21 protein-coding genes and 1 tRNA gene are annotated in these 26391 nt (G+C 71.4%); 7 read left to right on the forward strand and 15 right to left on the reverse strand.

Annotated elements, in window-relative coordinates; translation table 11 throughout:
* The first annotated feature begins 33 nt into the window (after positions 1 to 33).
* On the forward strand, positions 34 to 474 hold the full coding sequence (locus BM393_RS19760) for a group 1 truncated hemoglobin (protein ID WP_091730814.1): 441 nt from the start codon (positions 34 to 36) through the stop codon (positions 472 to 474).
* Positions 475 to 572: 98 nt separating this feature from the next.
* On the opposite strand, the gene BM393_RS19765 is transcribed toward BM393_RS19760, so the two are convergent.
* The 5 genes from BM393_RS19765 to rsmB all read right to left on the reverse strand — a co-directional run bounded on the left by BM393_RS19765 (position 573) and on the right by rsmB (position 5810).
* Positions 573 to 648, reverse strand: a tRNA-Phe gene (locus BM393_RS19765).
* A 75-nt stretch (positions 649 to 723) separates the two neighbouring features.
* Complete coding sequence (locus BM393_RS19770; RefSeq protein ID WP_091730817.1) at positions 724 to 1458, reverse strand: response regulator; 735 nt, start codon at positions 1456 to 1458, stop codon at positions 724 to 726.
* A gap of 13 nt (positions 1459 to 1471) precedes the next feature.
* A complete protein-coding gene (locus tag BM393_RS19775; RefSeq protein WP_091730822.1) occupies positions 1472 to 3715 on the reverse strand; it encodes an ATP-binding protein in 2244 nt (747 codons plus the stop codon).
* A 55-nt stretch (positions 3716 to 3770) separates the two neighbouring features.
* Complete coding sequence (locus tag BM393_RS19780) at positions 3771 to 4385, reverse strand: DUF4390 domain-containing protein (RefSeq protein WP_091730826.1); 615 nt, start codon at positions 4383 to 4385, stop codon at positions 3771 to 3773.
* A gap of 30 nt (positions 4386 to 4415) precedes the next feature.
* Positions 4416 to 5810 carry a 16S rRNA (cytosine(967)-C(5))-methyltransferase RsmB gene (rsmB, locus tag BM393_RS19785; protein ID WP_091730829.1) on the reverse strand — a complete coding sequence of 465 codons (1395 nt, stop codon included), beginning with the start codon at positions 5808 to 5810 and terminating at the stop codon, positions 4416 to 4418.
* Positions 5811 to 5926: 116 nt separating this feature from the next.
* Here rsmB and folE point away from each other — a divergent pair, with 116 nt between their 5' ends.
* Positions 5927 to 6643, forward strand: coding sequence for a GTP cyclohydrolase I (gene folE / locus BM393_RS19790; RefSeq protein WP_091730833.1), 717 nt, complete (start codon positions 5927 to 5929; stop codon positions 6641 to 6643).
* A gap of 22 nt (positions 6644 to 6665) precedes the next feature.
* Here the strand turns inward: folE and BM393_RS19795 are convergent, their stop codons facing one another.
* Entirely contained in the window at positions 6666 to 7214 is a 549-nt protein-coding gene (locus tag BM393_RS19795) for a LemA family protein (protein WP_091730837.1), read from the reverse strand.
* A gap of 14 nt (positions 7215 to 7228) precedes the next feature.
* Entirely contained in the window at positions 7229 to 7993 is a 765-nt protein-coding gene (queC, locus tag BM393_RS19800; protein WP_091730841.1) for a 7-cyano-7-deazaguanine synthase QueC, read from the reverse strand.
* A gap of 85 nt (positions 7994 to 8078) precedes the next feature.
* On the opposite strand from queC, the gene BM393_RS19805 reads away from it, so the two are divergent.
* Complete coding sequence (locus BM393_RS19805) at positions 8079 to 9695, forward strand: DUF4139 domain-containing protein (protein WP_175538425.1); 1617 nt, start codon at positions 8079 to 8081, stop codon at positions 9693 to 9695.
* A gap of 39 nt (positions 9696 to 9734) precedes the next feature.
* On the opposite strand, the gene BM393_RS19810 is transcribed toward BM393_RS19805, so the two are convergent.
* From BM393_RS19810 to BM393_RS19840, 7 genes are all read right to left on the reverse strand, one after another.
* Entirely contained in the window at positions 9735 to 11009 is a 1275-nt protein-coding gene (locus BM393_RS19810) for a glutamate-5-semialdehyde dehydrogenase (protein WP_091730849.1), read from the reverse strand.
* 127 nt (positions 11010 to 11136) lie between these two features.
* Positions 11137 to 14019, reverse strand: a complete 2883-nt coding sequence (locus BM393_RS19815; RefSeq protein WP_254783505.1) for a pitrilysin family protein — start codon at positions 14017 to 14019, stop codon at positions 11137 to 11139.
* A 224-nt stretch (positions 14020 to 14243) separates the two neighbouring features.
* Positions 14244 to 15161: an N-acetyltransferase gene (locus BM393_RS19820; RefSeq protein WP_091730853.1), complete on the reverse strand. Its 918-nt coding sequence runs from the start codon at positions 15159 to 15161 to the stop codon at positions 14244 to 14246.
* A 61-nt stretch (positions 15162 to 15222) separates the two neighbouring features.
* The gene (locus tag BM393_RS19825; protein WP_091730857.1) at positions 15223 to 16209 is read right to left on the reverse strand and encodes an AEC family transporter; all 987 of its coding nucleotides are present in this window, start codon (positions 16207 to 16209) and stop codon (positions 15223 to 15225) included.
* Positions 16210 to 16350: 141 nt separating this feature from the next.
* Positions 16351 to 18180 (reverse strand): ATP-binding protein, encoded by a 1830-nt coding sequence (locus BM393_RS19830; protein ID WP_091730860.1) that lies wholly within the window; start codon positions 18178 to 18180, stop codon positions 16351 to 16353.
* A 193-nt stretch (positions 18181 to 18373) separates the two neighbouring features.
* Positions 18374 to 19303, reverse strand: coding sequence for a pyridoxamine 5'-phosphate oxidase family protein (locus BM393_RS19835; protein WP_091730864.1), 930 nt, complete (start codon positions 19301 to 19303; stop codon positions 18374 to 18376).
* Between the two features lie 19 nt (positions 19304 to 19322).
* Positions 19323 to 19961 carry a glutathione S-transferase family protein gene (locus BM393_RS19840; protein ID WP_091730867.1) on the reverse strand — a complete coding sequence of 213 codons (639 nt, stop codon included), beginning with the start codon at positions 19959 to 19961 and terminating at the stop codon, positions 19323 to 19325.
* A gap of 181 nt (positions 19962 to 20142) precedes the next feature.
* Here BM393_RS19840 and BM393_RS19845 point away from each other — a divergent pair, with 181 nt between their 5' ends.
* Complete coding sequence (locus BM393_RS19845; protein WP_091730870.1) at positions 20143 to 21051, forward strand: LysR substrate-binding domain-containing protein; 909 nt, start codon at positions 20143 to 20145, stop codon at positions 21049 to 21051.
* Positions 21052 to 21128: 77 nt separating this feature from the next.
* On the opposite strand, the gene BM393_RS19850 is transcribed toward BM393_RS19845, so the two are convergent.
* Entirely contained in the window at positions 21129 to 23759 is a 2631-nt protein-coding gene (locus tag BM393_RS19850) for a DNA topoisomerase III (RefSeq protein WP_091730873.1), read from the reverse strand.
* Between the two features lie 376 nt (positions 23760 to 24135).
* On the opposite strand from BM393_RS19850, the gene BM393_RS19855 reads away from it, so the two are divergent.
* From BM393_RS19855 to BM393_RS19865, 3 genes are all read left to right on the forward strand, one after another.
* Positions 24136 to 24573, forward strand: a complete 438-nt coding sequence (locus BM393_RS19855) for an SET domain-containing protein (RefSeq protein WP_254783533.1) — start codon at positions 24136 to 24138, stop codon at positions 24571 to 24573.
* A gap of 205 nt (positions 24574 to 24778) precedes the next feature.
* Complete coding sequence (locus tag BM393_RS19860) at positions 24779 to 25654, forward strand: biotin--[acetyl-CoA-carboxylase] ligase (protein WP_091730879.1); 876 nt, start codon at positions 24779 to 24781, stop codon at positions 25652 to 25654.
* A 6-nt stretch (positions 25655 to 25660) separates the two neighbouring features.
* Positions 25661 to 26377, forward strand: coding sequence for a hypothetical protein (locus tag BM393_RS19865; RefSeq protein WP_091730881.1), 717 nt, complete (start codon positions 25661 to 25663; stop codon positions 26375 to 26377).
* The last annotated feature ends 14 nt before the right edge of the window (positions 26378 to 26391 follow it).

Genomic DNA, 26391 nt, shown 5'->3' on the forward strand with positions numbered 1-26391 from the left:
GCGCTCCGACGACTCGACCAGGAGGTCTGCACGATGCGATCCGCTCGAAGGCTGTGGAGGGCAGGCGCGCTGGCGCTGCTGATGGGCGTGGGCGCCGCGTCGATCGCCGGCGCGGCGGATGACGGGCTGTATCGCGCGCTGGGCGGCGAGGAGGGCATCGCCCACATCGTCGACGGCATGATCGATCGCGCCTATGCGGATGAGCGCATCAAGCGCAAGTTCGATGGCGTCAACCCGAAAGCGCTGAAGGAATCGATCCGCAAGCAGTTCTGCCAGCTCAGCGGCGGCCCATGCGTCTACGACGGCGAGACGATGGCGAAGTCGCATGCCCACCTCGCCCTGGACAAGGCCGACTTCAATGCGTTGGTCGAAGACCTGCAATTGGCGATGGACGCGCAGCGGGTGCCGTTTGCCGTTCAGAACCGCCTGCTGGCGCTGCTCGCGCCAATGCATCGGGACATCATCACGCGGTGAGCCCAGCCGCGTGTGCGGCGCTGGTTCGGCGTGTGGTGATGAGCGTCGTTGTAGCCGCAGAAAGCAGAAAGCCCGGCGGAGCCGGGCTTTCTTGAATCTGGTGGCCAAGGGCGGAATCGAACCACCGACACGCGGATTTTCAATCCGCTGCTCTACCAACTGAGCTACTTGGCCATGAGACTGGGTCTCTGTCTCCGTTGTTCCGGGTCTTGCGACTCGTGCTGAACAACGAAGACCGCGACTATAGCACTAAATTCCGCTGCCCCGCTTGTTTCTTGAAAGATCGACGCCGAGCTGCTTCAGCTTGCGGTACAGGTGGGTCCGTTCCAGCCCCGTCTTCTCGGCCACGCGGGTCATCGAGCCATTCTCCTTGGCCAGGTGGAACTCGAAGTAGCTCTTCTCGAACGCGTCGCGCGCCTCGCGCAGCGGTCGGTCCAGCTCGAACACCTGCTCGGAGGCCAGGCCCTGGTGCGGCAGGGGCGCCACCGGCGCCAGGCCGGCCGAGGGCATCGGCAGCGTGCCGGCCGTCATCGCGGGCAGCACCTCGGGGCGGGGGTAGCTGTTGCCGATGTTGAGGCCCACACCCACCACCGGCGCCGCCGGCGGGGCCGGGCGCGGCGTGGTCTTCACCAGCGCCTGCTCCACCGCGCGCAGCAGCTTCTGCAGCGTGATCGGCTTTTCCAGGAAGGCCATCGCGCCGAACTTGGTCGCCTCGACCGCCGTGTCGATCGTGCCGTGGCCGCTCATCATGATCACCGGCATCGTCAGCTGGCCGGAGCTGCCCCATTCCTTCAGCAGCGTCACGCCATCGACGTCAGGCATCCAGATGTCCAGCAGCACCAGGTCGGGCCGCGAGCGCTCGCGGGCGGCGCGCGCCTGCTGGGCGTTCTCCGCGAGCTCGATCGTGTGCCCCTCGTCCGAGAGGATTTCAGACAAGAGGGCGCGGATGCCCAATTCGTCGTCAACAACAAGAATGGTTGCCATGTATGCCTACTGTTCACGCGGGCCGAGGCGCGTCCTGCGCAGGGCTCGGTGCAGTCGCGAGTTTTGAAAATGATAACGAAACTTGTGCGCCGCTCGGCGGCAGATCGGCGCCGCTGGCGGCTGGGAGATTCACCAGCCGGATGCGCGCGCCATGCTCATCCGCGATTTTCTTCACCACCGCCAGCCCCAGGCCGGTCCCCTTGGTCTTGGTCGTGACGTAAGGCTCGAAGGCCCGCTTCAGCACGTTCTCCGCGAAGCCGTGGCCGTTGTCGGTGACGACCAGCCGGAGCGCCCGCAGCTCGCCGGCCTCGTTCATCGCCTTCTGCGTGCGCACGGTCACCCGGCCGTCGGGGCGCTCGCTGACCGCGTCCAGCGCGTTCTGCACGAGGTTGTGGATGACCTGCCGCAGCTGCGGCGCGTCGCCCAGGATCGCCGGTGGATCGGACGCCAGGTCCGCGCCCAGATGGCCGGATTCCTGCGCCTCGGCGTACAGCGTCAGCACCTCGGCCACCAGCGCGTTCAGGTCCAGCGGCGCCAGCTTGGCGGCCGGCAGGCGGGCGTAGTCGCGGAACTCATTGACCAGCTGCTTCATCGCCTGCACCTGGTTCACGATCGTGCCGACGGAACGCACCAGCATCGCCTGGTCGGTGCCCTCGAGCTTGGACTCCAGCTTGAACTGCAGCCGCTCGGCCGACAGCTGGATCGGCGTCAGCGGGTTCTTGATCTCGTGGGCGAGCCGGCGCGCGACCTCGCTCCAGGCCGCGGAGCGCTGCGCCGACACCACCTCGCTGATGTCGTCGAAGACCAGCAGCCGCGCCTCCTGCGGCAGCAGCGCGCCACGCACCAGCAGGGTCAGCGCGGTCTTCTCGTCCAGCTGCAGCTCGAAGGAGTCCTGCCAGTGCTCGCGCTCGCCGGATTCCGGACTCTGCAGCTCGAAGCGCTGCCAGATGTCCTTGCCGAAGGCCGCCAGCGCCGGCAGGTCCTCGAGCGGCCGGCCGACGTAGGCCGACAACGGCAGTTTCAGGATGCGGGTCGCGCCGGGATTGACCGTCTCGATGCGGCGGTCGCGGTCGAACACGATGACGCCGGCGGTCAGGTTGTCCAGGATGGTCTGCACATGGGTGCGCGCGCTTTCCAGCTGCGTCACGCTGAGCTCCACCTGGGCCCGCGCGTCGGCCAGCTGCTGGGTCATGTCGGCGAAGGACCGCGTCAGCCCGCCGAGTTCGTCGCGCGAGCGGAACACCGGCTTGGCCTTCAGGTCGCCGGTCGCGACCTCGCGCATGCCCTCGGCCAGCAGCAGCAGCGGCTGCACCAGCTGGTTGGACAGCGCCACCGCCAGCAGCAGCGCCGCGAACACCGCCAGGATCAGCACCAGCGTCAGCGTGCCCAGGTACATGCGCCGCAGGCCGTCGCGCAGCAGCGAGCGCTGCAGGTACTCCTGGTTGGCGGCCGACACGTTCAGCGCGTTGCTGATGACCTTGCCGGAGATCTGCTTGACGACCATCAGGTAGCGGTCGCTGTTGGTCAGCTGCAGCGCGCTGCTGGGCAGCAGCGCCAGCGAGCGGATGCGGGCTTCGCCCAGCACCGCCTGCTGCTCGTCCTCCAGGCCCTCCAGGCGCGAAGCGACGCCGTTGTTGCGCGCCTGCGCCAGCAGCGTGCTGCTGGGGCGCTCGGGGATTTCGCTCGACTCCCCGCCGGCGGACAGCACGACCTGCCCGTTCCCGGCGATCAGCGCGACGCTGCGCGCGTTCATCTGGTCGCGCAGCCGCTCCAGCGCCAGCGGCGCCAGCGCGCCGTCCTCCCAGCGCTCGGCCGCGGCGCGGGTGCGGGCGTTCTGTTCGGTGCGCAGGTTCTCCAGCGTGTCCTGGCCCAGCGCGAGGCCGGCTTCCAGCGCACTGGCCAGGCGCTGGTCGAACAGGCTCTCGATGCTGCGGTTCACGAACTGGTAGGACACCGTGTAGATCAGCAGCCCCGGCACGACCCCGACGATCGCGAAGATGCCGGCCAGCTTCAGCAGCAGCCGGCTGCCGAAGCGGCCGCGCTTGACGCGCAGCGCCAGCCGCGTGCCGGCGGCGCCGATCACGATGAGCAGCGCGGTGGCGACCGCCACGTTCACCCAGAACAGCCAGACGAAATGGCGCTCCAGGAAGCCGCGCTGCGCGGTGGTGCTGATGGACAGCAGGAAGGCCAGCATGCCGCAGGCGCCCGCGATCGCGGCCACGGAGATCAACCACGCCAGGCGTGCCGACTTGGTCACGGGTCAGGATCCTTGCTGAGTCACGAGAGGCGGGAACGGATGGGGCGACGCGCGGTCAGGGCTGCGGCTTGTTGGGCGGCGGCGCGGCCGGCGCCTCGAGCGTGAGCGTCAGCGTGCGGTCGACGCCCAGCGTCCAGCCCTGGCTACCGCCCAGGCCGATCTGCAGCGGTCTGGGCAGCTGCGCGGTGTCCAGCTTGTAGCTGAACTCCAGGTAATAGCGGCCGTCGTCCTCGATCTCCTTGGCGTCCGCGACGCGCCAGCCGGAGACACCGCGCAGCGAGGCGATCGCCTCGCCCAGGGTGTCGAAGCTCTGATGCAGGCCGCCGGTGCTGACGCGGTACTGGCGGGTCAGCGGCTGCCAGGTCAGGCGCCAGGTGCGGTTGGCCTGGGCGACCCGGGCATCGCGCCAGTACCAGCGGCTGCGCAGCACCTGGACCTCGGCGACGAAGTAGATCGCCACGCCCTTGAGCAGCGCGTCCTCGGCCTGCCGGGGCAGCTCGAAACGCGTGCTGAAGCTGACCGCCAGGCCGTCCTCGGCGCGCTCCGCGTTGAGCAGCTGCAGCGCCACGCCTTGCGCCAGCGCCCAGCCGTGCAGCACCAGCAGCGCGCCGACCAGGGTCAGGCGCTGCCACCAGGCACGCAGCGGAACGGAACGGGACGGCGGGGACACGCGGACGGGATTCGACGAGGAGTTCGGGGATCAGGCCTTGTGCAACAGCGCGTAATAGAAGCCGTCGGTGACGGCCGCCGCGCCGGGCGCGAGGTCCTGGCGGGCATTGTCCGCGAGCGGCAGCAGATGCCCGGCCCCCTGGTCGAACTGACGCGACCGCGCATCGCCATGGCGTTGCAAAAACGCGTCGATCTGGTCCTGGCCCTCGGACCGGAAGACCGAGCAGGTCGCGTAGAGCAGCCGGCCGCCCGGCTTGAGCAGCGGCCACAGCGCCTCCAGCAGCTCGGACTGGATCCGCGCCAGCGCCGGGATGTCGTCGGGGCGGCGCAGCCAGCGCACGTCGGGATGGCGGCGCACGATGCCGGAGGCGCTGCAGGGCGCGTCCAGCAGGATCGCGTCGAAGGCGCGACCGTCCCACCAGGCGGCGGTGTCGCGGGCATCGGCGGCGCGCACCGCGCCCTCCAGCCGCAGCCGCTGCAGGTTCTGGCGGACCCGCTCCAGCCGCTTGGCGTCGGCGTCCAGCGCCAGCAGATCGAGGCCGTTGCCGGCCAGTTCCTGCAGATGGGCGGTCTTGCCGCCGGGCGCCGCGCAGGCGTCCAGCACCCGCGCGCCGGCGCCGAGCACCGGCCAGTCCTCGCCGGGGGCCAGGTCTTGAGGCGGGCGCTGGCCGAGCAGCAGCGGCGCGGCGAGCTGCGCCGAGGCGTCCTGCACCGACGCATGCCCGTCGTCGAAGCCGGGCAGGGCCTGGACCGGACGCGGCTCGTCGAGCACCACCGCCTGCGGGAACAGCGCGCCGGCCGGATGGGCGGCGATGCCGGCCTCGCCCAGCCGGGCGAGGTAGCCGTCGAGGTCGTCGTGGGCCGGGTTGACGCGCAGCGTCATCGGCGGCTTCTGCTGGTTGGCCTGGAGCAGGCCTTCCCAGGCGGCGGGCCAGTCCGTGCGCAGCCGGTCCTGCCACCAGCGCGGATGGTTGAAGCGGGCGACCGGATCGGCCTGGGCGGCGGCGACCAGCGCCTCGCGCTCGCGCAGGAAACGGCGCAGCACCGCGTTCACGAAGCCGGCGCTGTTGGGCGCGCGCTGGCGGACCGCATGGACGGCCTGGTCGACCAGCGTGTGCTCGGCGTAGGCCGATTCGCCGGGCCAGAGCAGCGCCAGCGCGGTCAGCAGCAGCGCGTCGACGCGCGGCGGCGGATTCTTGGGCGCGATCGCCGCGCGCACCGCCTGCGCGGCGCCCAGACGTCGCAGCACGGTGAAGCTCAGCGCCTGCACGCCGGGTCGGATCTCGGCAGGGCAGCGCGACAGCCAGTCGGTCAGCGAGTGGCCGTCGCGCACGGCCTGGACCGCGTCGGAGGCATTGGCCAGCAGCCGGTGCAGCGGGGGCGCGCCGCCGCTGGCGGCGTTCTTGGGGGAGGGGACGGAAGACACCGCGCGAGTTTAGTGGGCCCGTCCCGACCGGGCCCCGCGCAAGGCCAAGCCCCGGCTTTCGCAATCCCGGGCGGAAGCCGCGACAATCGCCGGTCCCCCATGAGAACGCAGGCTTCATGACGAGCACCCCGATCCTGAGCCCCGAGGACCTGGCCGCGCTGCCGGCCTCGGAGCGCATCCGCTACCGGCTGGTCCAGGCCGGGCGGCGCCACCACGCCAACGACAACATCGCCGAATTCATCGAGGCGGGCGAGCTCGACCAGCTGCAGGCCGAGGTGCAGGCGCGCATGCAGGGCGTGCTGGAGGCGCTGGTCATCGATACCGACAGCGACCACAACACCCAGGAGACCGCCAAGCGGGTGGCCAAGATGTTCCTGAAGGAGGTCTTCGCCGGCCGCTACGCGCCGCCGCCGCCGGTGACCGAGTTCCCCAACGCCGAGCGCCTGAACGAGCTGATGATCGTCGGCCCGATCACGGTGCGCAGCGCCTGCTCGCACCACCTGTGCCCGATCATCGGCAAGGTCTGGATCGGCCTGCTGCCCAGCGAGCATTCCAACCTGATCGGCCTGTCCAAGTACGTGCGCCTGACCGAATGGATCATGAGCCGCCCGCAGATCCAGGAAGAGGCCGTCGTGATGCTGGCCAACGAGCTGCAGGAGCGCGTCCAGCCCGACGGCCTGGCGATCGTGATGGACGCCGACCACTTCTGCATGCACTGGCGCGGCGTCAAGGACATGGACTCGACGATGACCAACAGCGTCATGCGCGGCTCCTTCCTGAAGGACGCGACGCTGCGGGCGGAGTTCCTGGCGCTGATGAAGCAGAAGGGCTGAGGCGCCGCAGGTGCTCAGCGGCTCAGAGGCTGCGCGCCTCGCTGAAGCCGACGAAGCTCATCAGCACGCGGGTGGGGAACTGGCGGATCGCGGCGTTGTAGGCCTCGACCGCCTGGTTGAACACCTGGCGCGAGAACGCGCGCTGGCGCTCGATCATCTTGAGCTCGTCGACGGCGCCGGCCAGGTCGGGCTCGATGCTGAGTTCGGCGTGATGCTCCACCAGCGACACCAGCCGCGTCAGCGCCGCGCCATGCACCGCCGCGGCCACCGCCAGCGTCGCCACCGGATCGGCCGCATGCGGCCTGACGCGCACCGCCTGCGTCGCGGCGCGCGCCTCCACCTGCGCCGCGGCCAGCGCGTCCAGGCTGGCCTGCTCGCTGGGCAGGCGCTCGCGCAGCCGCTCCAGCAGCAGGTCGCCCTGCGCGAAGCGCCGGGTCAAGGCGTCGTCCAGCTGCGCGAAGGCCCTGGCGATCTCATTGCGCAGCAGCATCACGCGGTTGTAGGCGCCGATGCTCCAGAACACCAGCACCGCCGCCAGCGCCCACAGCCCCCAGTTCCAATGCCACTGCATCGCGTCCGCCGCGCTCAGGGCGAGACCGCCGCGCCGCCGGAGCGGGCGCGCTGGAACTCGTCCCAGCCCCGGGCGCGCAACTCGCAGGCCGGGCAGTGGCCGCAGCCCCAGCCCCAGGCATGGCGGGTGGTGCGCTCGCCGAGGTAGCAGGTGTGCGTGTGCTCGACGATCAGGTCGTTGAGCGCCGTGCCGCCCAGTGCCTCCGTCATCGCCCAGGTCTGCGCCTTGGTCAGGAACATCAGCGGCGTGTCCAGCGTCATCGGCGTGTCCAGGCCCAGCGACAGCGCGACCTGCAGCGCCTTGAGCGTGTTGTCGCGGCAGTCGGGGTAGCCGGAGAAATCGGTCTCGCACATGCCGCCGACCAGCACCGACGCGCCCCGCCGGTAGGCCAGCGTCGCGGCGAAGGTCAGGAAGAGCAGGTTGCGGCCCGGTACGAAGGTGTTGGGCAGGCCGTTGGCCTGCAACTCGATCTCGCGCTCCTGGGTCAGCGCGGTGTCGGAGATCTGGCCCAGCAGGCCGAGGTCGAGCAGGTGGTCCTCGCCCAGCTTGGGCGCCCAGTGCGGGAACTGCGCGGCGATCTCGGCGCGCACGGTCCGGCGGCAGTCCAACTCGATGCGATGGCGCTGGCCGTAGTCGAAGCCCAGGGTCTCGACCTCGGCGAAGCGGTCCAGCGCCCAGGCCAGGCAGGCGGTGGAGTCCTGGCCGCCGGAGAACAGCACCAGCGCCTTGCGGCGCGAGGCGTGGACGGCGGGGATCGGGGCGGGGGCGGCGTCGGACATGGCGGACCAGCGGTTGACAAGGAAAACGGCAGGCCGGAAGTGTGCCAGCACCGTGATAGCGTGGCCGGCCCAAGGAGGAAAAGCAATGCAACGACTGTTCACGACGCGCGCCGTCGCGGGCGCCGCGTTGGCGGCGCTGGCGGCCGGCCCGCTGGCCCTCGGCGAGGCCCGCGCGGCCGCCGGTTCCGCGGGGGTGTCCACCATTTCGCAGGTCCTGCTGTACCCGGGTGGCGCGCAGGTCGATCGCGCGCTGCGCGTGCCGGCTGGCGCGGTCCAGGCGCGCTTCGCCTGTCTGCCCGCCAGCCTGGAGCGCGACGCGCTGCAAGTCCAGGCGCCGCCGGGCGTGAACCTCGGCGAGCTCAAGATCGAGCGCGCCCCGCGCGACTCCCTGCCGGAATGCCGCCAGCGCGATCCGCGGGTGCGCGACATCGAGCAGCAGCGCGCCGCCGTGGAAGCGGAGATCGCCGGCGTCGACCTGGCGCTCGGCTACCTGAAGGGCCTCTCCGATCGCGAGGCGCGGCCTGGCGCCGCGCTCGGCGCCAGCCTGGACACGCTGCGCCGCAACGGACAGGAGCTGACCGCGCGGCGTCAGACGCTGAAGGACCGGCTGACCGATCTCGGCAACGACCTGGCGGCGGCGAAGGCCGTGGCGCCGACGGCATCGGCCCAGGTGTCGGTGGTGACGCTGCGGCTGTCGACGGCCGAGGCGGCCGATGTCGGGCTCTCCTATCGCGTCGCGGGCGCGGGCTGGCAGCCGCAATATCGCGCGCGCCTGGACACCGCGACCGGCGCGCTGGCGATCGAGCGCCTGGCGCAGATCGCGCAGACCAGCGGCGAGGACTGGACCGATGTGAAGCTCAAGCTCTCGACGGTGCGGCCGCGCGACGCCGTCGCGCTCGAGCCGCTGGTGCCGTGGACGCTGGCGGTCCAGCAGGAAATCTTCGAGAAGATGACCCGTTCCCGGATGGCGATCGCACCGGTGGCGATGGCCGCACCGGCGCCGGCTGCGGATCTGCGTTCCGTCGAGGTGACCGGCTCGCGCGTCGCGGAGACGATCCGCTTCGATCCGAGCGTCTTCGAAGGGGAGTTCGGCGCCGAATACGACCTGCCGCAGCGCGTGACGCTGCGCGCGGACGGCGCGATGTCGACGGTCAGCCTGGGCCGCACGGCCGAGCAGGCCCGGGTGCTCGCCCGCGTGCAGCCGCGGACCGAGGCGGCGGCCTACCTCGTCGCCGAGCTGCCGCGCCCGCAGGGCTCGTGGCCCGCGGGGCCGGTGCAGTTGTTCCGCGACAACGCGCTGATCGGTCAGGTGCCGCTGCAGTTCGGCGGCGAGACCACGTGGACGCTGCCCTTCGGCCTCGACGACCGGCTGCGCGTGCGCGTGGAGCCCGACAAGCGCGATGGCGCGAACGGCGGCTTCATCGGCGGGCGCCGCGAAGTCGTGGTGACGCGCCAATGGCAGGTCGAGAACCTGCGCGGCAAGCAGGTCACGCTGCAGGTGCTGGAGCCGGCGCCGGTGTCCGAGCACGAAGACATCCGCGTGCAGACGCAGTTCACGCCGCCGGTGACCAAGGCCGACTGGCGCGACCAGCGCGGGATCCAGATGTGGGAGCTGCCGCTGGCGCCGAACCAGACGCAGCGCTTCCAGGCGGTCTACAAGGTCAGCGCGCCCAAGGACGCCAACGTTCCGAACCTGCCCTGAGGCTGCGCGCCGTCGGGCGGCCGGGCGGGCGGGATCGCGTCAGGTCCTGATCTCGCCCTGGCCCAGCACCACCCACTTCATCGAGGTCAGGCCTTCCAGGCCCACCGGGCCGCGGGCGTGGAACTTGTCGGTGGAGATGCCGATCTCGGCGCCCAGGCCGTACTCGAAGCCGTCGGCGAAGCGCGTGCTGGCGTTGACCATCACGCTGGCCGAGTCGACCTCGCGCAGGAAGCGCATCGCGCTGAGGTGGTTGGTGGTGAGGATCGCATCGGTGTGATGCGAGCCATGGCGGTTGATGTGCGCGATGGCCTCGTCCAGCGAGTCGACGATCTTGATGCTGATGACCGGCGCCAGGTATTCGGTGTCCCAGTCCTGCGGCGTGGCGGGCTTGAGGAGGTCGCGCGGCACCGCTTCCAGCAGCGCCAGCGCGCGCTCGCAGCCGCGCATCTCCACGCCCTTGGCCGCGAACACCATGCCGATGCGCGGCAGGAAGTCGGCGGCCTGCTTCGCATGGACCAGCAGCGACTCGGTCGCGTTGCAGGGGCTGTACTTCTGCGTCTTGGCGTTGTCGACGACGGTCACCGCCAGGTCCAGGTCGACCTCGGCGTCGACGTAGCTGTGGCAGTTGCCGTCCAGGTGCTTGATCACCGGCACGCGGGCCTCGCGGCTGATGCGCTCGATCAGGCCCTTGCCGCCGCGCGGAATGATCACGTCGACGAAGGCCGGCATCGCGATCAGCAGCCCGACCGCGGCGCGGTCGGTGGTGTTGACCAGTTGCACGGCGGTGCGCGGCAGGCCGGCTTCCTCGAGGCTGTCGGCCACCAGCGCCGCCAGCGCCAGGTTGCTGTGCAACGCCTCGGAGCCGCCGCGCAGAATGCAGGCGTTGCCGCTCTTGATGGCGAGCGACGCGGCCTCGATGGTCACGTTCGGGCGGCTCTCGTAGATCATGCCGAAGACGCCCAGCGGCACGCGCATCTGGCCGACGCTGATGCCGGTGGGGCGACGCTTCACGCCGGTGATCTCGCCGATCGGATCGGGCATCGCGGCGATCTGCTCGCAGCCCTCGGCGACGGTGGCAAGCACTTTCGGGGTCAGGCGCAGGCGGTCGACCATCGGCGCGTCCAGGCCGGCCTCGACGGCGGCGGACAGGTCGCGCTCGTTCGCGGCGGCCAGGGCCGGGCCGGCCTCGCGCAGGCGGCGGGCCAGCGCCAGCAGGGCGATGTTCTTCGCGGCGGTCGGCGCGGCGGCCATCAGCGTCGCGGCCGCGCGGGCCGCCTCGCCGACGCCGGTCATGTAGGCGGTGAGGTCGGTCATGGACGGGGATTCTGACCGATGCCCCGCGGTCTCCGCCGCCCTGGGGCCATCGCAAGCGGCCAGCCTAGCCTTCGCGAAGCTTCATCCCCTCTTCCCGCGAGGGGAAGAGGGCGTTGCCGAAGCCCGGTCAGGGCTTCGCGGCGGAGGACGGCATCGACGGCGCGGTCACGCCGACCGGCGCGCCCTGCGGATCGCGGATCTCCAGCGGCTTGCGGCCCAGCGCCTCCAGCTGCGGCAGCACCTTGGCCTTGTCGCCGACGGCCACGACGATCAGCGCCGCCGGGTCGACGTGGGTCCTGGTCGCCTGGTAGGCGCTGTTCGCGGTGACCGCGGCGAACTTGCGGGGCAGCGCGGTGATGCTGTCCGCCGGCATGCCGACCGCCCACTCGCTGGCGTAGCTCGACGCCACGACGCGGTTGGTGTCGAACAGGCCCGGCAGCGCCAGCAGCTGCGCGTTGCGCACCCGGTTCAGTTCCTCGGCGCCCATCGGCTTGGCGCGCATGCCCTCGATCTCCTTGAACATGTCGCTCAGCGCCGGACCGGTCACGTCGGTGCGGACGCTGCCGCGGATGCCGAACATGCCGCTGTCGCGGTTCATCGTGTAGGCCGAATAGATGCCGTAGGTGTAGCCCTTGACCTCGCGCAGCTGCGTGTTGATCCGCGAGGTGAAGAGGCCGCCCATCGCGGCGTTCATGACCTTGATGTCCTCGGCGTCGGGCGTGCCGGCCTTCGGACCCGGAGCCACAACGCTCAGCGCCGTCTGCGGCGCGCCCGGCTTGTCGACCAGCACGACACGCGCGGCCACCGGCTGCGGCGCGGCGGTGTTCACCGTCGCCGCCGCGGTCGCCGGACGCGCCCAGCCGCCGAACAGGCGATCGGCCAGCGCCTTGAGCTCGTCGGCCGAGATGTCGCCCGCCACCACCAGCGCGGCCTGGTCCGGCCGGTAGTGGGTGGACCAGAACTGGCGCAGCGCGGCCGCGTCGGTGGCCTTGATCGCCGTTTCATCGCCCAGCGAGGCCTTCGCCAGCGGATGGTCCTCGCCGTAGACCACCCGGTTGGCGACGATCGCGGCCACGGCCGGCGGCTGCTCGCGCTGCTGCTGCAGCGCGGCCAGGCGCTGGTTCTGCATGCGCGCGATCTCGGCCGCATCGAACGCCGGATGCAGCGCCACGTCCGCCATCAGCGCCAGCGTCTGCGGGAAATTGCGCTTGAGGCTGCTGGCTTCGATGCGGGCCTCGTCGCGGCCGGCGCCGCTGCTGATCGCGGCGCCCAGTGCGGCGGCCTCGTCGGCGATCTGCTGCGCGGTGCGCGTCTGCGTGCCCTGCTGCAGCATGCCGGCGGTGAAGCTCGACAGGCCCGGCCGGTCCGCCGGATTGGCGGTCTGGCCCGCGCGCACGACCAGCGTCGCGCTCACCAGCGGCAGTCCCGGGTTGGGGATGTGGATCAGCGTCAGGCCGTTGGCCAGCGTCAGGCGCCGGCCCTCGGGCAGCACCGGCGCCTTGGCCTTGCCGCCCTTGGGCGGCGTCTTGCGCCAGGCGACGTCGGGGTTCATCGACTCGCGCTCGCCCTGGGCGGCCTTCGTGGGCGCCGGCGGCGTCGGCACCTCGGCGGCGAGCTTCTGCTCGCCCGGCGTGGCCAGCACGACGACGCGGGCGTTCTTCTTCAGCTGCTGCGCCACCACGTCGCGGACCTGCGCCGGCGTGATCGCCTGGTAGCGGGCCAGGTCCTTGCCGATGTAGTTCGGGTCTCCGGCCTGCTGGTTGTAGTAGTTGATCTGGTCGGCCAGGGCCTGGACCTTCTCCAGCCGCGACAGCGTGCCGGTCTCGATCGCGGCGCGGGCGCGGGCCATCTCCTCGGGCGTGGGCGGATTGGTGGCCAGCTCGGCGACGGCGTCGTCGACGATCTTCTGGATCTCGTCCAGCGACTTGCCGGGCCGCGCCACCACCTCGATCGAGAACACCGAGCCCAGCGACAGCGAGTACTGCTGCACCTGCACCGACTGCGCCAGCTGCTTGTCGTAGACCAGCGTCTTGTAGAGGCGGCTGGACTTGCCGCCGCCCAGCACGTGCGAGGCGATGTCCAGTTCCGCGTCGCCCGGCTGGAACACGGCGGGCGTGTGCCAGGCCACGTCCAGGCGCGAGAGTTCGATGCGGTCGGTCACCTCGATGCGTTTTTCCTCGGTCAGCCGGGGCTGCGTCACGTGGACCGGCGGCACCGGATCACCGGCCTTGAGCGGGCCGAAGTATTTCTGCACCAGCCGCTTGGCCTGCGCCGGGTCGAAGTCGCCGGCCAGCACCAGCGTGGCGTTGTTGGGCCGGTAGTAGCTGCGGGCGAAGGCCTTCACGTCCTCCAGCTTGATCGACTGGATGTCCGCATGCGAGCCGATCACGGTGGCGCGGTAGGGATGGCCCTCGGGGAACAGCGCCTGGTACAGCGCTTCCTCGACGATGCCGTAGGGCCGGTTCTCGACCGACTGGCGGCGCTCGTTGCGGACCACGTCCTGCTGGTTGGCCAGCGACACCGAATCGACCTCGTCGATCATGTAGCCCAGCATGTCGGACTTCAGCCACAGGCCGAGTTCGAGCTGGTTGGACGGCAACGTGAAGAAGTAGTTCGTGCGGTCGAAGTCGGTCGTGCCGTTGGAATCGGTGCCGCCGGCGGCGTCGATGATCTTGTCGGCCTGGCCGCGCGGGATGTGGCGGGTGCCGGCGAACATCAGGTGCTCGAACAGGTGGGCGAAGCCGGTCTGGCCCTTGGCCTCGTTGCGGGGACCCGCATGCACCCACAGGTTGAAGGCCACCAGCGGCAGGCGGTGGTCCTCGACCAGGATCACCTCGAAGCCGTTGGGCAGCTTGACCTTCTCCAGCTTCACGTTGAGCGTGCCGCCGACGGTGGAGACGGCGCTGGTGCCGGCGGCGGCCGCCGGCGCGGCGACGGCCGCGTGAAGGCCGCCGAGCGCGGTCAGGACAGCCAGGGTGATGGCGGCGGGCGCCGCGGGCATGAATCGCATGGTGGGACGCTTCCCTTCAAGGTTGGTGCGGCGCACGCTATCCAAAGCGGGCGGCCCTCACAAGTGCCGGAACTCAGGCAGATCAAGGCGGGGCGAGGGTACCGCGCCCGCGCGGCCAGCGGGCGTCAAGGCCGCGTCGACGCGGCGTCGATAGGGCGTGGATATGGTGTCGACATGGCGTCGACATGGCATGGAAGCGGCACCGATACGGCACCGCAGCCGCCTCACAGCGGGCGCAGCATCCATTGCTGGTGCAGCGGCTGCGGCACCGCCCCCAGCGCCCGCAAGGCCGCGCCGCCGAGGTCGTCGCGCTGCAGCTGCGGCACGCGCAGCCGGCGCTGCGGATGCACGGCCACCAGCGCCTGGACCAGCGCGCGCGCGTCGGCCTCGCGCGGGGCGACCAGGCTGTGGACCATGACGGTCTCGTCGGGCAGGCTGAAGACGACCTGCGCGGTCGCGTCGCCGCCGGGCGCCTCCCCCTCGCCGGAAGCCCCGACCTGCCAGGCGTGGTAGTCGACGCCATGGCGCAGCGTCGCCGCGGTCACCTGCAGCGGCAGCTCGGGCAGGCGCTGCTCCGCGGCTTCCAGCCAGGCGAGCGCGACCGGCATCTCCACCGCATGCGGCGCGGCCCGGCCCTGCGGCGGTGCCGTCGCGATCATGCCGGGCTCGGCGGTGTAGCCGTCCAGCCGATGCCGCGCGGTGAAGCCCCGGCCCTCGTAGAGCCGCCGCGCGCGCTCGTTCTGCGCGAAGACCTCCAGCTCCACCGCGCGCAGCCCGGCGGCGGCGGCGCGGGCGATGAGGTCGTCCAGCAGGGCCGGCGCGGCGCCGGTCCCGCGCGCGGCGGGCAGCGCGCCCATCGTGGCCAGGCGCCAGCGCCCGGCCAGCGGCCGCGGCGCGACGAACGCGAAGGCCAGCGCCGCGCCCGCCGGGTCGAGCGCCACCCGCGACAGCGCCAGGTCCACGCCCTGCCGCGCCAGGAACATCGGCCACTGCGCCGGCGGGATCTGGAACGGGCCGATCAGGTAATCGGAGAAGGCCACGGTGAAGGCGGCATGCAGCGCCTGCGGGGCGATCTCGTCGCCGCGGACGAAGGCGAAACGCGGGGCGGAGGTGCTCGTCGGGTCGGAGGGCGATGCCGTCATGGGGCTCCTAACGATCGGTGGGAACGGCGATGGTGCCGCGCGCGGGCCGCGGCGCCGCTCGTCACGGCGCGCCGGCGCCGTCCAGCCAGGCGGGGATCGCCAGCCACAGCGGCGCGGTGAGCGCGAACAGCAGCGTGCCCACCACGATGGCGCCGGAGGCCTCGGCCTCGAGCGTGCGATAGCGCTGCGCGAACATCATCGCGTTCGATCCGGGCGGCAGCGCCGCCATCATGACGATCACGGCGAGCGGCATGCCCGACAGGCCGAAGCCCCAGTGCGCGATGCCCAGCACCAGCGCCGGCAGCACCAGCAGCTTGAGCGCGGCCAGGCCCAGCAGCGAGCGGATCGCGCCGCGCGGCAGGCCGTAGTAGGCCAGCGACATCCCGATCAGCACCAGGCACAGCGGCACCACGGCGCTGCCCAGCATCTGCAGCACCTCGTCCAGCACGGTGGGCAGCGGGATGCCGGTGAGGTGCCAGGCGAAGCCGCACAGCACCGGCAGCACCACCGGATGGATGACGGTGTTGCGGATCGTCGTGGCGACGGTGCGCCCGAGGCTGGCGCCGCCGGCGCTGTGGCGCGCCAGGTCCATCTCCACCAGCACGGTGGCGACGGTGAGCAGCGTCAGCGCGTGCAGGCTGACGACGGTGATGTGCACCGCCAGGCCGCTCTCGCCGAAGACGCCGGCCACCAGCGGCACGCCGACCTGCAGCGTGTTGCCGAAGCTGGCGGTGATGCTGCGCACCGCCGGGGCGGCGGGGCTGTCGGGATGGCGCTGGCGCTCGTAGAGGTAGACGGCCACCAGCATCAGCACCACCGGCGCGAAGAAGGCGGCGACGGTGAGCCAGGGCAGGGCGGAGAACTCCACCCGCGCGGTGGTGCGGAACATCAGCGCCGGGACGAACAGGTAGAACGCCAGGTTCGAGAGGATGCGGGCGGGGTCGTTCTCGCCGCCGGCCTTGCCCAGCCAGCGCATGTGTCCGACGAACCAGCCCATCCCCGCGGCGATGAAGATCGCCAGCAGCTTGTAGAACAGGACGGCAGTCATGGCCGGGGAGTATGCCCAAGCGCCCGCGCGAGCCGGGCGCCGCCCGCACAGCGGGCCGGGGCCAACGCAAGGGCCGTGTGGCCGTGAGGCCGGGGACCCGTGTAGCCGTGTAGCCGTGAGGCCGCGGACCCGGGGGCTGGGCTACGAGGCCAGCGGCAGCTCGAGCGCGAAGCTGAAGCGGCTGCCCTCGTCCACCGAGGTCTGGACGGTGATCTCCCCGCCCATCAGGCGGACGAGCTGCTGGCTGATCGCCAGGCCCAGGCCGGTGCCGCCGGCGCGGCGCGAGAGGTCCGCCACCTGCTCGAAGGGCTGGAACAGCCGCTCCATCTGCTCGCGCGCCATGCCGATGCCGGTGTCGGAGACGGTGAAGCGCAGCATCAGGCTGCTCGGGCCCTGGGCCACGACGTCCACCGACAGCCCGATCCGGCCGTGGTCGGTGAACTTGACCGCGTTGGACAGCAGGTTCAGCAGCACCTGGCGCAGCCGCTGGCCGTCCGCGCGCACCCGCGTCGGCAGCTGCGCGTCGAGGTGGACGTCGAAGGCCAGGCCCTTCTCGGCGGCGCGCGGCCGCATCGATTCGCTGCAGATCTCGAGCAGCGCCCGCAGGTCCAGCGGGCTGAGCTGCAGGGTCAGCTTGCCGGCCTCGATGCTGGCGACGTCCAGCAGGTCGGTGATCAGCACCAGCAGGTGCTCGCCGGACTCGCGCATCAGGCGGATGCGTTGCTGCTGCGCCTCGCTGAGCGAGGCATCCATCTGCAGCAGCTGCGCGAAGCCGAGGATGGCGTTGAGCGGCGTGCGGAACTCGTGGCTCATCGTCGCCAGGAAGCGGCTCTTGGCCTGGTTCGCCGCCTCGGCGCGCTGCTTGGCCTGGGACAGCTCGACGGTGCGCTCGGTAACCAGTTCCTCGAGGTGGTCGCGATGCTGGGTGAGTTCCTGCTCCGCCAGCCGGCGCAGCGTGATGTCGCTGACCAGGCCCTCGATGCGCGGCGCGCCGTCGAGCACCAGGTGCAGGCTGAGCTCGACCCACAGGTCGCGTCCGTCTCGCGTGGTCACCAGCAGCGGCACCTGCTGCAGCAGCCGGTGGCGCTCCAGCGCGAGGGCCAGGCGCCGGTACTCGTCGCGCTCGATGCGCACCACGCGCCGCAGCGTGACGCCCTGCGCGTCCTCGGGCCGGCCCAGTCCCAGCATGTGGGCCAGCGCCTTGTTGACGCGCAGCAGCCGCCCATGGCCGTCGGCCTGGAAGATGCCTTCGGCGGCGTTCTCGAACAGGCTGCGGTAGCGCTGCTCGCTGCTGCGCAGGCCCTCGGCGAAGTCGCGCAGCTTGGCGCTCATCGCGTTGAGCTGGTCGGTCAGGTCGCCGATCTCGTCGGCATGCTCGGGCTGGATGTGGGCGCCGAGCTCGCCGCTGGCCACCCGCTGCGCCAGGCCGCGCAGGCGCGAGACCGGCCGCTCCACCAGGCGGCGCACCAGCACGTAGCTGGTCAGCGCGATCGCCGCCAGCACCGTGGCCAGCAGGCTGGCCACCAGACGGCGCGTCTCGCCCAGCGTCTGGTCGATGTAGCTGCGGGTGTAGACCAGCGTCGCGCGGCCGAGCGCCCCGGCCGCGCCCTGGGCGCCGGCGCGATGGCTGAGTTCGAATTCCAGCGTCAGCGGCCGCACCGCCGGCGTCTCGCGGGCGCGCTGCAGGGTTTCCAGGCCGGGCGCGGCCAGGGTGATGGACTGGACCTCGGGATCGGCCATCACCGCGTCCAGCAGCTCGGACAGCGCCGCGCTGTCCAGGTTCCAGACCGGTTCCGCGAAGCCGCGCGCCACCAGCTGCGCCATGCGCTGCTGGCGCTCGGTCAGCGCCTCGTTGAGTTCGTGCTCGTGGCGGTCGACCCAGTACAGACCGATCAAGCCCACCAGCACCGTCGCGCTCAGGCTCAGCGCGGCCACCAGCCGCGTCTGGATGCTCAGCGTCGATCGGCCCATGACCGCATGCCCTCTCCTGACTCGCACGTTGTTTGCGGCCGAGTGTCGCGCAAATGCGGGAGCGCGCCCGGCACGCAGGCACGAACCGGCCCCCAGGATTTCACGGGTTGCGATTCGAGGGCGCGCGAAAGGGGCGCCGCGGGCACTCGCGGCGCCTGGGCTGCGGCCACCGCCGCGGATGCCGCGGACGCCGCTAGGGCGCCGGCTCGAACTGCGGCGCGAGCTGCGCGGCGCTCCAGCGCCACGGCAGCGCGCCCGGCCGGCGCAGGCCGGCGGTGACCCGCAGGCGCAGCCCGCGCGCGTCGTCCCGCCAGACGATCTCCGCATCCGCCGCCAGGTGGAGCAGCTCGCCGCCGGCGTAGTCCGGCACCAGCAGCCCGGCGCGCGGATGGCGCAGCAGGTTGCCCAGCGTCATGAAGAAGCGGTTGCCGGGGAAGTCGGGGATCAGCAGTTCGATTCCGCCATCCAGCCGCCGCTGCACCGCGACGAAGCCCGGCGGACCGCCGCGATGCGACACGTCCACGCCCTCGGCGCGACCGTCGCCAGGCACCGGCGCCGAGGCGCTGGCGATGAAGAGGGTGTCGGCGGCCTCGATCAGCGCCAGCGCGCGGGCATCGAGCGCCGCGCCCAGCGGCTGCGCCAGCGCCGGCGGCGTGTCGTCCCAGCGCAGCGGGTCGCGCGCCTGGATGTACTTCGGGCAGTTGCCGAAGCTCTGCACGACGGCCACCTCGAGCCCGCCTTCCGACATCGCCGCGAGCCGGCCGTTCATCCGGTTGCGACGCCGGGTGTGCGGCTCCAGGCCGAGCAGGCCGAGCGGCGCGCCCGGCCCGCGCGCGCGCAGCGCGGCCAGCGCCGGGTCCTGCCCGTCAAGCGCCGTCGTGATCGTCATCGTCCGCGCGTCGGGCGTCGCGACGAAACCCGGCGGGCCGGCCAGCATCGTCGCCCAGGGCTGCCCGGCGGCGTCGAGCGCGCCTAGCAGCATCGTCGGCAGCTTGCCGAAGAGCTCGCGATGCTGGTCCGGCATGTGGTCGCGGATCACCTGCGGGCCGATCTCGGCCATGCGCTCGCGCATGCCGACGCGCGCCTGCAGCGTCTGTTCGCCGGGGTGCCAGGACTTGTCCATGGGGAGCCTCCGGCGTCGTTCAGAGCTGGTCGGTGAGCGGGACGAAGCCAGGCAGCGCCTCGATGCGCGCGAGCCAGGCGCGCAGGCGCGGGTAGTCGCTCAGCGACACGCCGCCGATCGGCGCCTGCGAGGTGTAGCCGTAGAACGCGAGGTCGGCCAGCATCGGCCGGTCGGCCACGAGGAAGGCGACGCGGGCGAGCCGGTCCTCGATGAGCGCGAAGAGCCGGTGCCCCAGCGCCAGTGAGGCCGGATCCACCGGCTGGCCGGTCAGCGCGCGGTAGCGCGGCGAGGCCGCGCCCGGGCCGAGCAGGCTCACCGACAGGCTGAACCAGCGCTGCTGCCAGGCGGCCTCGACCGCGTCGCGGGGCAGCCAGCCGGCCTCGGGGGCGTAGCGGGTCGCGAGGTAGACCAGGATCGCGTTGCTCTCCGGCAGCACGAGCTCGCCGTCCTCCAGCACCGGCACCTGCGCCAGCGCGTTCAGCGCGAGGAAGGCCGGCTGGTGCTGGTCGCCGCGGCGCAGGTCGAGGTCGACCACCTCGTAGGGCAGGCCCAGCAGCGACAGCAGCAGCTCGACGCGGTGGCAATGGCCCGACGCGGCCAGGCGGTGCAGGCGCAGCGGGGCGGCCGGGGCGCTCGCGGCGCCGGCGGTCGTGGCCATGGGTGTCGAAGCCGGAGAGCTTGCGGCGAGGGAAGAGGCATTCATCGAGCGGGCTCCATCGTGGATCAGCAAGGCCTCTACCGTATCCATTGCGGCGCGTGACCGGAATGGCTGGAGGAGATCATTGAGAATTGCAGCTGTCGAAATAATGAGCGCCGTTCCGCCCGGACGGCGAATCGCCATGGACCACCTGGAACGCCTGCGCTGCTTCGTCGCCGTCGCCGATACGCAGAGCTTCGCCGGCGCGGCGCGCCGGCTGGCCTGCTCGGCGCCGGCGGCCACCCGCGCGATCGCGGCGCTGGAGCAGCGCCTGGGCGCGCAGCTGTTCCAGCGCAGCACGCGCTCGGTGCGGCTGACCGAGGCCGGTGAGCGCTTCCTCCTCGACTGCCGCCGCATCCTGGGCGACCTCGACGCGTCGGAAGCGGCCGTCGCCGGCGCGCAGGCCGAGCCGGCGGGGCTGCTGGCGCTGACGGCGCCGTCGATGTTCGGGCGCCTGCATGTCGCGCCGCTGGCGGCCGAGTTCCTCCAGCAGTACCCGCGGATGCGGATGAAGCTGCTGCTGGTCGACCGCGTCGTGTCCTTGCTGGACGAGGCCCAGGACCTGGCGGTGCGGATCGCCCACCTGCCGGACTCGGGGCTGACGGCGGTGCCGGTGGGCGCGATGCGGCGGGTGATCGTGGCGTCGCCGGACTACCTCGCCCGGGCCGGCGAGCCGCGGTCGCCGCGTGAGCTGGTGGGGCATCGCATCGTGGCCGGCTACTTCGATGGCCAGGGCATGACGCCCTGGCGCTTCCGCGAGGGATCGCAGGCGCTGACCCCGACGCTGATGGTCAACGACAGCGCGGCCGGCATCGCCGCGGCCGAAGCCGGCGTGGGACTGGCGCGCTGTCAGGTCTACCAGGCGGCGGAGGCGGTGCGGGCCGGGCGGCTGCGCATCGTGCTGGCGGACCACGAGATCCCCGCCGCGCCGGTGCACCTGGTGCACGCCGCCGGCCGGCGCGTGCCCGCGCCACTGCGGCTGCTGATCGACCACATGGCCGCGCGGCTGCGCGACCAGCCGGTGCTGGCCGGCGAAGCTTTCCTGCGCTGAGGTGCCGCCATGAACAAGTGGCCCGTCGGGCCCCTGGGTCGTTCGGTGACGCCACGGCGCCGCGGCGGAGCCGTCGATCAGCCCTTCGCGGTCGCCTTCTTGGCGGCGACCTTCTTGGCGGCCGGCTTGGCGCCGGTCTTGGCGGCGCGCGGCTCGAACTCGAACACCACCTTGCCTTCCTTCTTGTCGTAGCTCAGGAAGGCCTTGAACTTGCGGCGCGTCTTGTTGGAGACGAAGTTCTCCAGCAGGTCCGTCTTGCCGGTGGCCAGGAGCTTGCTCACCTGCTCCGGCTCGACCGGCTGCTGCAGGATGATCTTGCCGCTCTTGAAGTCGCAGGTGACCTTGTCGCCGACCGCGTGCTCGCAGACGTAGTTGCTGCCGAAGTCGAAGACGCGGCCGCCGCACTTGGGGCAATGGCCCAGCGAGGTCTGCCCGCTGAAGTCCACCGGCTCGCCGTTCTCCTCGGCCTTCTTCGCGTCCTCGCCGAAGTCGAACTCCAGCTTCCAGTTGTCGATCTCGGCATCGAAGACCAGCGCCAGCTCGGCCGTGAAGGGCCAGCCCGCCTTGGAGCGGAAGCCCTCCAGCGGCCCGACCTTCTTGTCGCGCAGGAAGGCCTCGACCTCGTGCAGCTCGAAGCTGCGGCCGCCCGGGATCTTGGGGATGGAGAAGCCGCAGCCCTCGCCATCACCGCTCCTGCCGGTGCAGGTGAAGCGGCGGTAGTTCTCCTTGACCACGCCGCCGCACTTCGGACAGGGGGTCTTCAGCGTCGCGTAGTCGCCGGGGATGGTGTCGCGGTCGTACTCCTTGGCCTTGCGCACGACCTTCTCGGTCATCGCGGCGATCTCGGCCATGAAGGCCTCGCGCTTCAGGCGCCCCTTCTCCATCTCGGACAGCTGGAACTCCCAGTTGCCGGTCAGCTCCGGCTTGGTCAGCTCCTCCACGCCCAGGCCGCGCAGCAGCGTCATCAGCTGGAAGGCCTTGGCGGTGGGGATGAGCTCGCGGCCCTCGCGCAGCATGTACTTCTCGGCCAGCAGGCCTTCGATGATCGCGGCGCGCGTGGCCGGCGTGCCCAGGCCCTTTTCGGCCATGGCCTCGCGCAGCTCGTCGTCGTCGACCAGCTTGCCCGCGCCTTCCATCGCCGACAGCAGCGTCGCTTCCGTGTAGCGCGCCGGCGGCTTGGTCACCAGCGCCTTGACGTCGGTGTCCTCGGTGCGCACCACCTCGCCGGTCTTCACCGGCACCAGCATCGCGCCGCTGGTGCCCGGCTCGGCGTTCTCGTCGGTGGCCTCCTTGCCGTAGACCGCCTGCCAGCCCGGCTTGACCAGCACCTTGCCGTTGGTCTGGAACGCATAGGACTTGGCCGCCGTCTTCACCGTCGAGATGCGGGTCGTGACCTGGAACTCGGCCGGCGGGAAGAACACCGCCAGGAAGCGCTTGACGACCATGTCGTAGAGCTTGGCTTCGGCTTCGGTCAGGCTGCGCGGGGGCTGCAGCGTCGGGATGATGGCGAAGTGGTCCGACACCTTGGCGTTGTCGAAGACCTTCTTCGTCGGCTTGATGTAGCCCTTGTCCAGCGCCGTGCGCGCGTGCGGCGCGAGCGCCTGCAGCGGGCCGGGCAGGTCCTCGCTGGCGATCATCTCGGCGGTCTGCTTCGCCACGCCCAGGTAGTCCTCCGGCAGGTAGCGCGAGTCGGTCCGCGGATAGGTCAGCACCTTGTGCTTCTCATACAGCGCCTGCGCCAGGCCCAGCGTCGTCTTGGCCGAGAAGCCGAAGCGCGAGTTGGCCTCGCGCTGCAGCGTGGTCAGGTCGTACAGGCCGGGGCTGGCGGTGGTGCTGGGCTTGGATTCCTCGGTCACCGTGGCGGGCTGGCCCTTGGCGGCGGCCGCGATGGCCTCGGCCTCGGCCTGCGTCCACACGCGGTCGGCGCGCTGCTCGGGGTCCTCGGCGTTCTTCTTGAACGCGGGGTCGAACCACTTGCCCTCGTACTGGCCGGCCTCGGCGTCGAAGGTGCCGCGGATCTCCCAGTAATCGCGGTAGACGTGCTTGCGGATCTTCTCCTCGCGCTCCACGACGATGGACAGCGTCGGCGTCTGCACGCGGCCCACGGTGGTCAGGAAGAAGCCGCCATCGCGCGAGTTGAACGCCGTCATCGCGCGCGTGCCGTTGATGCCCACCAGCCAGTCGGCCTCGGAGCGGCAGCGCGCGGCGTCGGCCAGCGGCAGCATCTGCTGGTCGCTGCGCAGGCGTTCGAAGCCCTCGCGGATCGCCTGCGGCGTCATCGACTGCAGCCACAGCCGGCTCACCGGCTTGGTCACCTGCGCCTTGGCGCTGCCCGCGTACTGGACGATCAGGCGGAAGATCAGTTCCCCTTCGCGCCCCGCGTCACAGGCGTTGATCAGCGAAGTCACGTCCTTGCGCTTGATCAGCTTGACCAGCGCGTTGAGCCGGCCCTTGCTCTTGTCGATCGGGTTCAGGTCGAAGTGGGGCGGGATCACCGGCAGGTGGGCGAAGCTCCACTTGCCGCGCTTGACGTCGAATTCCTCCGGCGCCTTGATCTCCACCAGGTGGCCGACGGCCGAGCTGACGACGTACTCGTCGTTCTCGAAATATTCGTCGTGCTTCTCGAACTTGCCCGACAGCGGGGTCAGCGCCTTGACGATGTCCTGCGCCACCGACGGCTTCTCCGCGATCACCAATGCCTTGCTCATGCGCTTGTTTCTTTCGTCTTCGTTCAGGCGTCCGAAATCCTCGTGAACGCCTGCCTACAATCCGGCCTCGCGCGCGCCCACGCACCTACGTACGTGTGTGCACGCGCGCGCACCCATGAATTCAATGTACCGGACTCGCTCCATGCCGCAACAGCGTCCCGATTCGCAGCTCCCGCCCACCGCTCCGGAGACCGGCGCCGCCGCCGTCCCGGCCGACAAGGCCAGCAAGGGCAAGAAGGCCAGGAAGGCGGAGAAGGCGGAGAAGGCGGAGAAGGCGGAGAAGGCGGAGAAGGCGGAGAAGGCCGGCAAGGGGAAGAAGGCTGACAAGGCGGACAAGTCCGGGAAGGCCGGCAAGCCGGGCAAGCGCAGCGCCCGGATCGAGGTCCGGGCGTCCGGCGTGCATGGCCGCGGCGTCTACGCGGTCGAGCCGCTGAAGGCGGGCGAGAAGCTCATCGAATACAAGGGCGAGCGCATCGACTGGGACGAGGCGCTGCGCCGCCATCCCCACGATCCGTCGCAGCCGGACCATACCTTCTACTTCCACCTCGAGACCGGTGGGGTCATCGACGCCGCCGTCGACGGCAACCGCGCGCGCTGGATCAACCACGCCTGCACCCCCAACTGCGAAGCGCGGGAGAAGAAGGGCCGGGTGTTCATCCACGCATTGACGGACATTTACCCGGGCGAGGAACTGTTCTACGACTATGGTCTGGTGATCGAGGAACGCTATACGCCCAAGCTGAAGAAGCGTTTCGAGTGCCGCTGCGGCACGCCGGGCTGCCGCGGCACGATGCTCGCGCCCAAGGGGCGCTGAGGGCGGATCGGTCTCCCGGCCGGGAAGGTGCCGAGCGGGCGCCGAACGGGCGGCGGGGGGACCCTGTCAGGTCCTACAGCCACCGATTCGTGGTGCCGCTCCCCCGGAAGGGGGGCGTCTCCCTCTAGACTCCGCCCATCCACGACCACCGGACCGACCGGCCCGGGAAGACCAAGACGGGAATCGCAGGATCACATTCGCGGCGATGCAAGAACATCAGAACTGGGGCGCCGAAGCCCTTTGGCAAGACCTGGAGCCGCTGCTGCCGGGGCTCAGCATCGAGGTGCTGGCGCGGGTCGAATCGACCAACGCCACCCTGGTCGAGCGCGTGCGGCGCGATGAAGGCGCCGCGGCCAGCGGCGGCGGCGGCGGTGGTGGCGGCCGGGCGGGCGATCGTCCCTACGGGCGCCGCCAGCACGACCTGCATCCCTGCCTGCTGATCGCCGAGCACCAGACCCATGGCCGCGGTCGCCAGGGCCGCAGCTGGCACAGCACGGCCGGCGCGTCGCTGACCTTCTCGCTGTCGCTGCCGCTGGAGATCGCGGACTGGTCGGGTTTGTCCCTGGTGGTCGGCGCGGCCATCGCCGAGGCGCTCGATCCCGACGGCCGCCGGCTCGGCCTGAAGTGGCCCAACGACCTGTGGCTGGACGAGCGCAAGCTCGGCGGCATCCTGATCGAGACCGTGCCCGCCGGGTCGTCGCGCATGGCGGTGATCGGCGTGGGGCTGAACGTGTCGGACCGCGCCAAGGTGGCCGAGTCGCAGCTCAACACCGGCTTCGCCTGCCTGCAGGAACTGCTGCCCGACATCACCCCGCCGCAGGCGCTGGCGCGGCTGGCGCCGGTGCTGGTGAAGGCGCTGGCGGCCTTCCCGCGCGAGGGCTTCGGTGCCTGGCGCGAGCGCTTCGCGGCGCGCGACCTGCTGCAGGGCAAGGCGATCACCGCCGGGGCGCTCGAAGGCACCGGGGCCGGCGTGAACGAACGCGGCGAACTGCTGATCGACACCGCCCAGGGCCGCCAGACGGTCAGCGGCGGCGAGGTGAGCGTGCGACTCGGCGGCGCGTCCGCCGGCGCGCAGGGGTAAGCCGCGATGCTGCGCGCCGCGGTCGTCCTGCTGTTCGTCGCCAATGTGCTGGTGTTCGCGTGGAACAAGGGCTGGGTCGGCGGGGCGGCCGCCACCGCGCCGCGGCTGGAGCAGCAGGTCAATCCGCAGCGCCTGTCGCTGCTCAACCAGCAGGCGGTGACGCAGCTGGCCACGCGCACCTGCGTCGAGCTCGGACCGCTGATCGGCGACGAGCTGCTCAAGCGCGCGAACGCGACGCTGGCCTCGGCCGGCGTGCCTGGCGCGGCGATCGAGTCGCGCGTGGTCGACACCGGCGGCGTGTGGGCGCTGGCCACGATCAAGATGCCCAGCAAGGACTTCCGCGAGCGCAAGGAAGAGACCTACCGCAATGCCCGGATCGCCTTCGAGCCGCTGCAGGGCTTCCCCGACGAGCAGCCGACGCTGGTGCTGAGCAAGCACGACAGCGAGGCGGCGGCGCAGGCGGCGCTCGACGCGATGACCCGTCGCAACTACAAGGGCCTGCGCGTGCTGCGGCTGCAGGAGCCGCTGCGGCAGACGACGCTGCGCCTGGCGCGCCTGGATGGCGTGCAGATCGGCAAGCTGAACGCGCTGTCCAACCCGCCCTGGGGCGAGAAGCGCAAGGACTGCGCCGCCGAGGCGCCGACGGCGGCCTCCGAGGCCAGCGCCGCCGGGTCAGGCGCCAGCGCCACCAACGGAGCCGGTTCGGGCGCCGCCGCGCGTTGAGGCCCTCAGGACCT

Source organism: Mitsuaria sp. PDC51 (genome assembly GCF_900113225.1).
Lineage (GTDB): Bacteria > Pseudomonadota > Gammaproteobacteria > Burkholderiales > Burkholderiaceae_C > Roseateles.

Coding starts and splice junctions, on each gene's coding strand:
- BM393_RS19760 (WP_091730814.1), top strand. CDS start 34: ATGCGATCCGCTCGAAGGCTGTGGAGGGCAGGCGCGCTGGCGCTGCTG.
- BM393_RS19770 (WP_091730817.1), bottom strand. CDS start 1,458: ATGGCAACCATTCTTGTTGTTGACGACGAATTGGGCATCCGCGCCCTC.
- folE (WP_091730833.1), top strand. CDS start 5,927: ATGACGAGCACCCCGATCCTGAGCCCCGAGGACCTGGCCGCGCTGCCG.
- BM393_RS19795 (WP_091730837.1), bottom strand. CDS start 7,214: ATGCAGTGGCATTGGAACTGGGGGCTGTGGGCGCTGGCGGCGGTGCTG.
- queC (WP_091730841.1), bottom strand. CDS start 7,993: ATGTCCGACGCCGCCCCCGCCCCGATCCCCGCCGTCCACGCCTCGCGC.
- BM393_RS19805 (WP_175538425.1), top strand. CDS start 8,079: ATGCAACGACTGTTCACGACGCGCGCCGTCGCGGGCGCCGCGTTGGCG.
- BM393_RS19810 (WP_091730849.1), bottom strand. CDS start 11,009: ATGACCGACCTCACCGCCTACATGACCGGCGTCGGCGAGGCGGCCCGC.
- BM393_RS19815 (WP_254783505.1), bottom strand. CDS start 14,019: ATGCGATTCATGCCCGCGGCGCCCGCCGCCATCACCCTGGCTGTCCTG.
- BM393_RS19820 (WP_091730853.1), bottom strand. CDS start 15,161: ATGACGGCATCGCCCTCCGACCCGACGAGCACCTCCGCCCCGCGTTTC.
- BM393_RS19825 (WP_091730857.1), bottom strand. CDS start 16,209: ATGACTGCCGTCCTGTTCTACAAGCTGCTGGCGATCTTCATCGCCGCG.
- BM393_RS19830 (WP_091730860.1), bottom strand. CDS start 18,180: ATGGGCCGATCGACGCTGAGCATCCAGACGCGGCTGGTGGCCGCGCTG.
- BM393_RS19835 (WP_091730864.1), bottom strand. CDS start 19,303: ATGGACAAGTCCTGGCACCCCGGCGAACAGACGCTGCAGGCGCGCGTC.
- BM393_RS19840 (WP_091730867.1), bottom strand. CDS start 19,961: ATGGCCACGACCGCCGGCGCCGCGAGCGCCCCGGCCGCCCCGCTGCGC.
- BM393_RS19845 (WP_091730870.1), top strand. CDS start 20,143: ATGGACCACCTGGAACGCCTGCGCTGCTTCGTCGCCGTCGCCGATACG.
- BM393_RS19850 (WP_091730873.1), bottom strand. CDS start 23,759: ATGAGCAAGGCATTGGTGATCGCGGAGAAGCCGTCGGTGGCGCAGGAC.
- BM393_RS19860 (WP_091730879.1), top strand. CDS start 24,779: ATGCAAGAACATCAGAACTGGGGCGCCGAAGCCCTTTGGCAAGACCTG.
- BM393_RS19865 (WP_091730881.1), top strand. CDS start 25,661: ATGCTGCGCGCCGCGGTCGTCCTGCTGTTCGTCGCCAATGTGCTGGTG.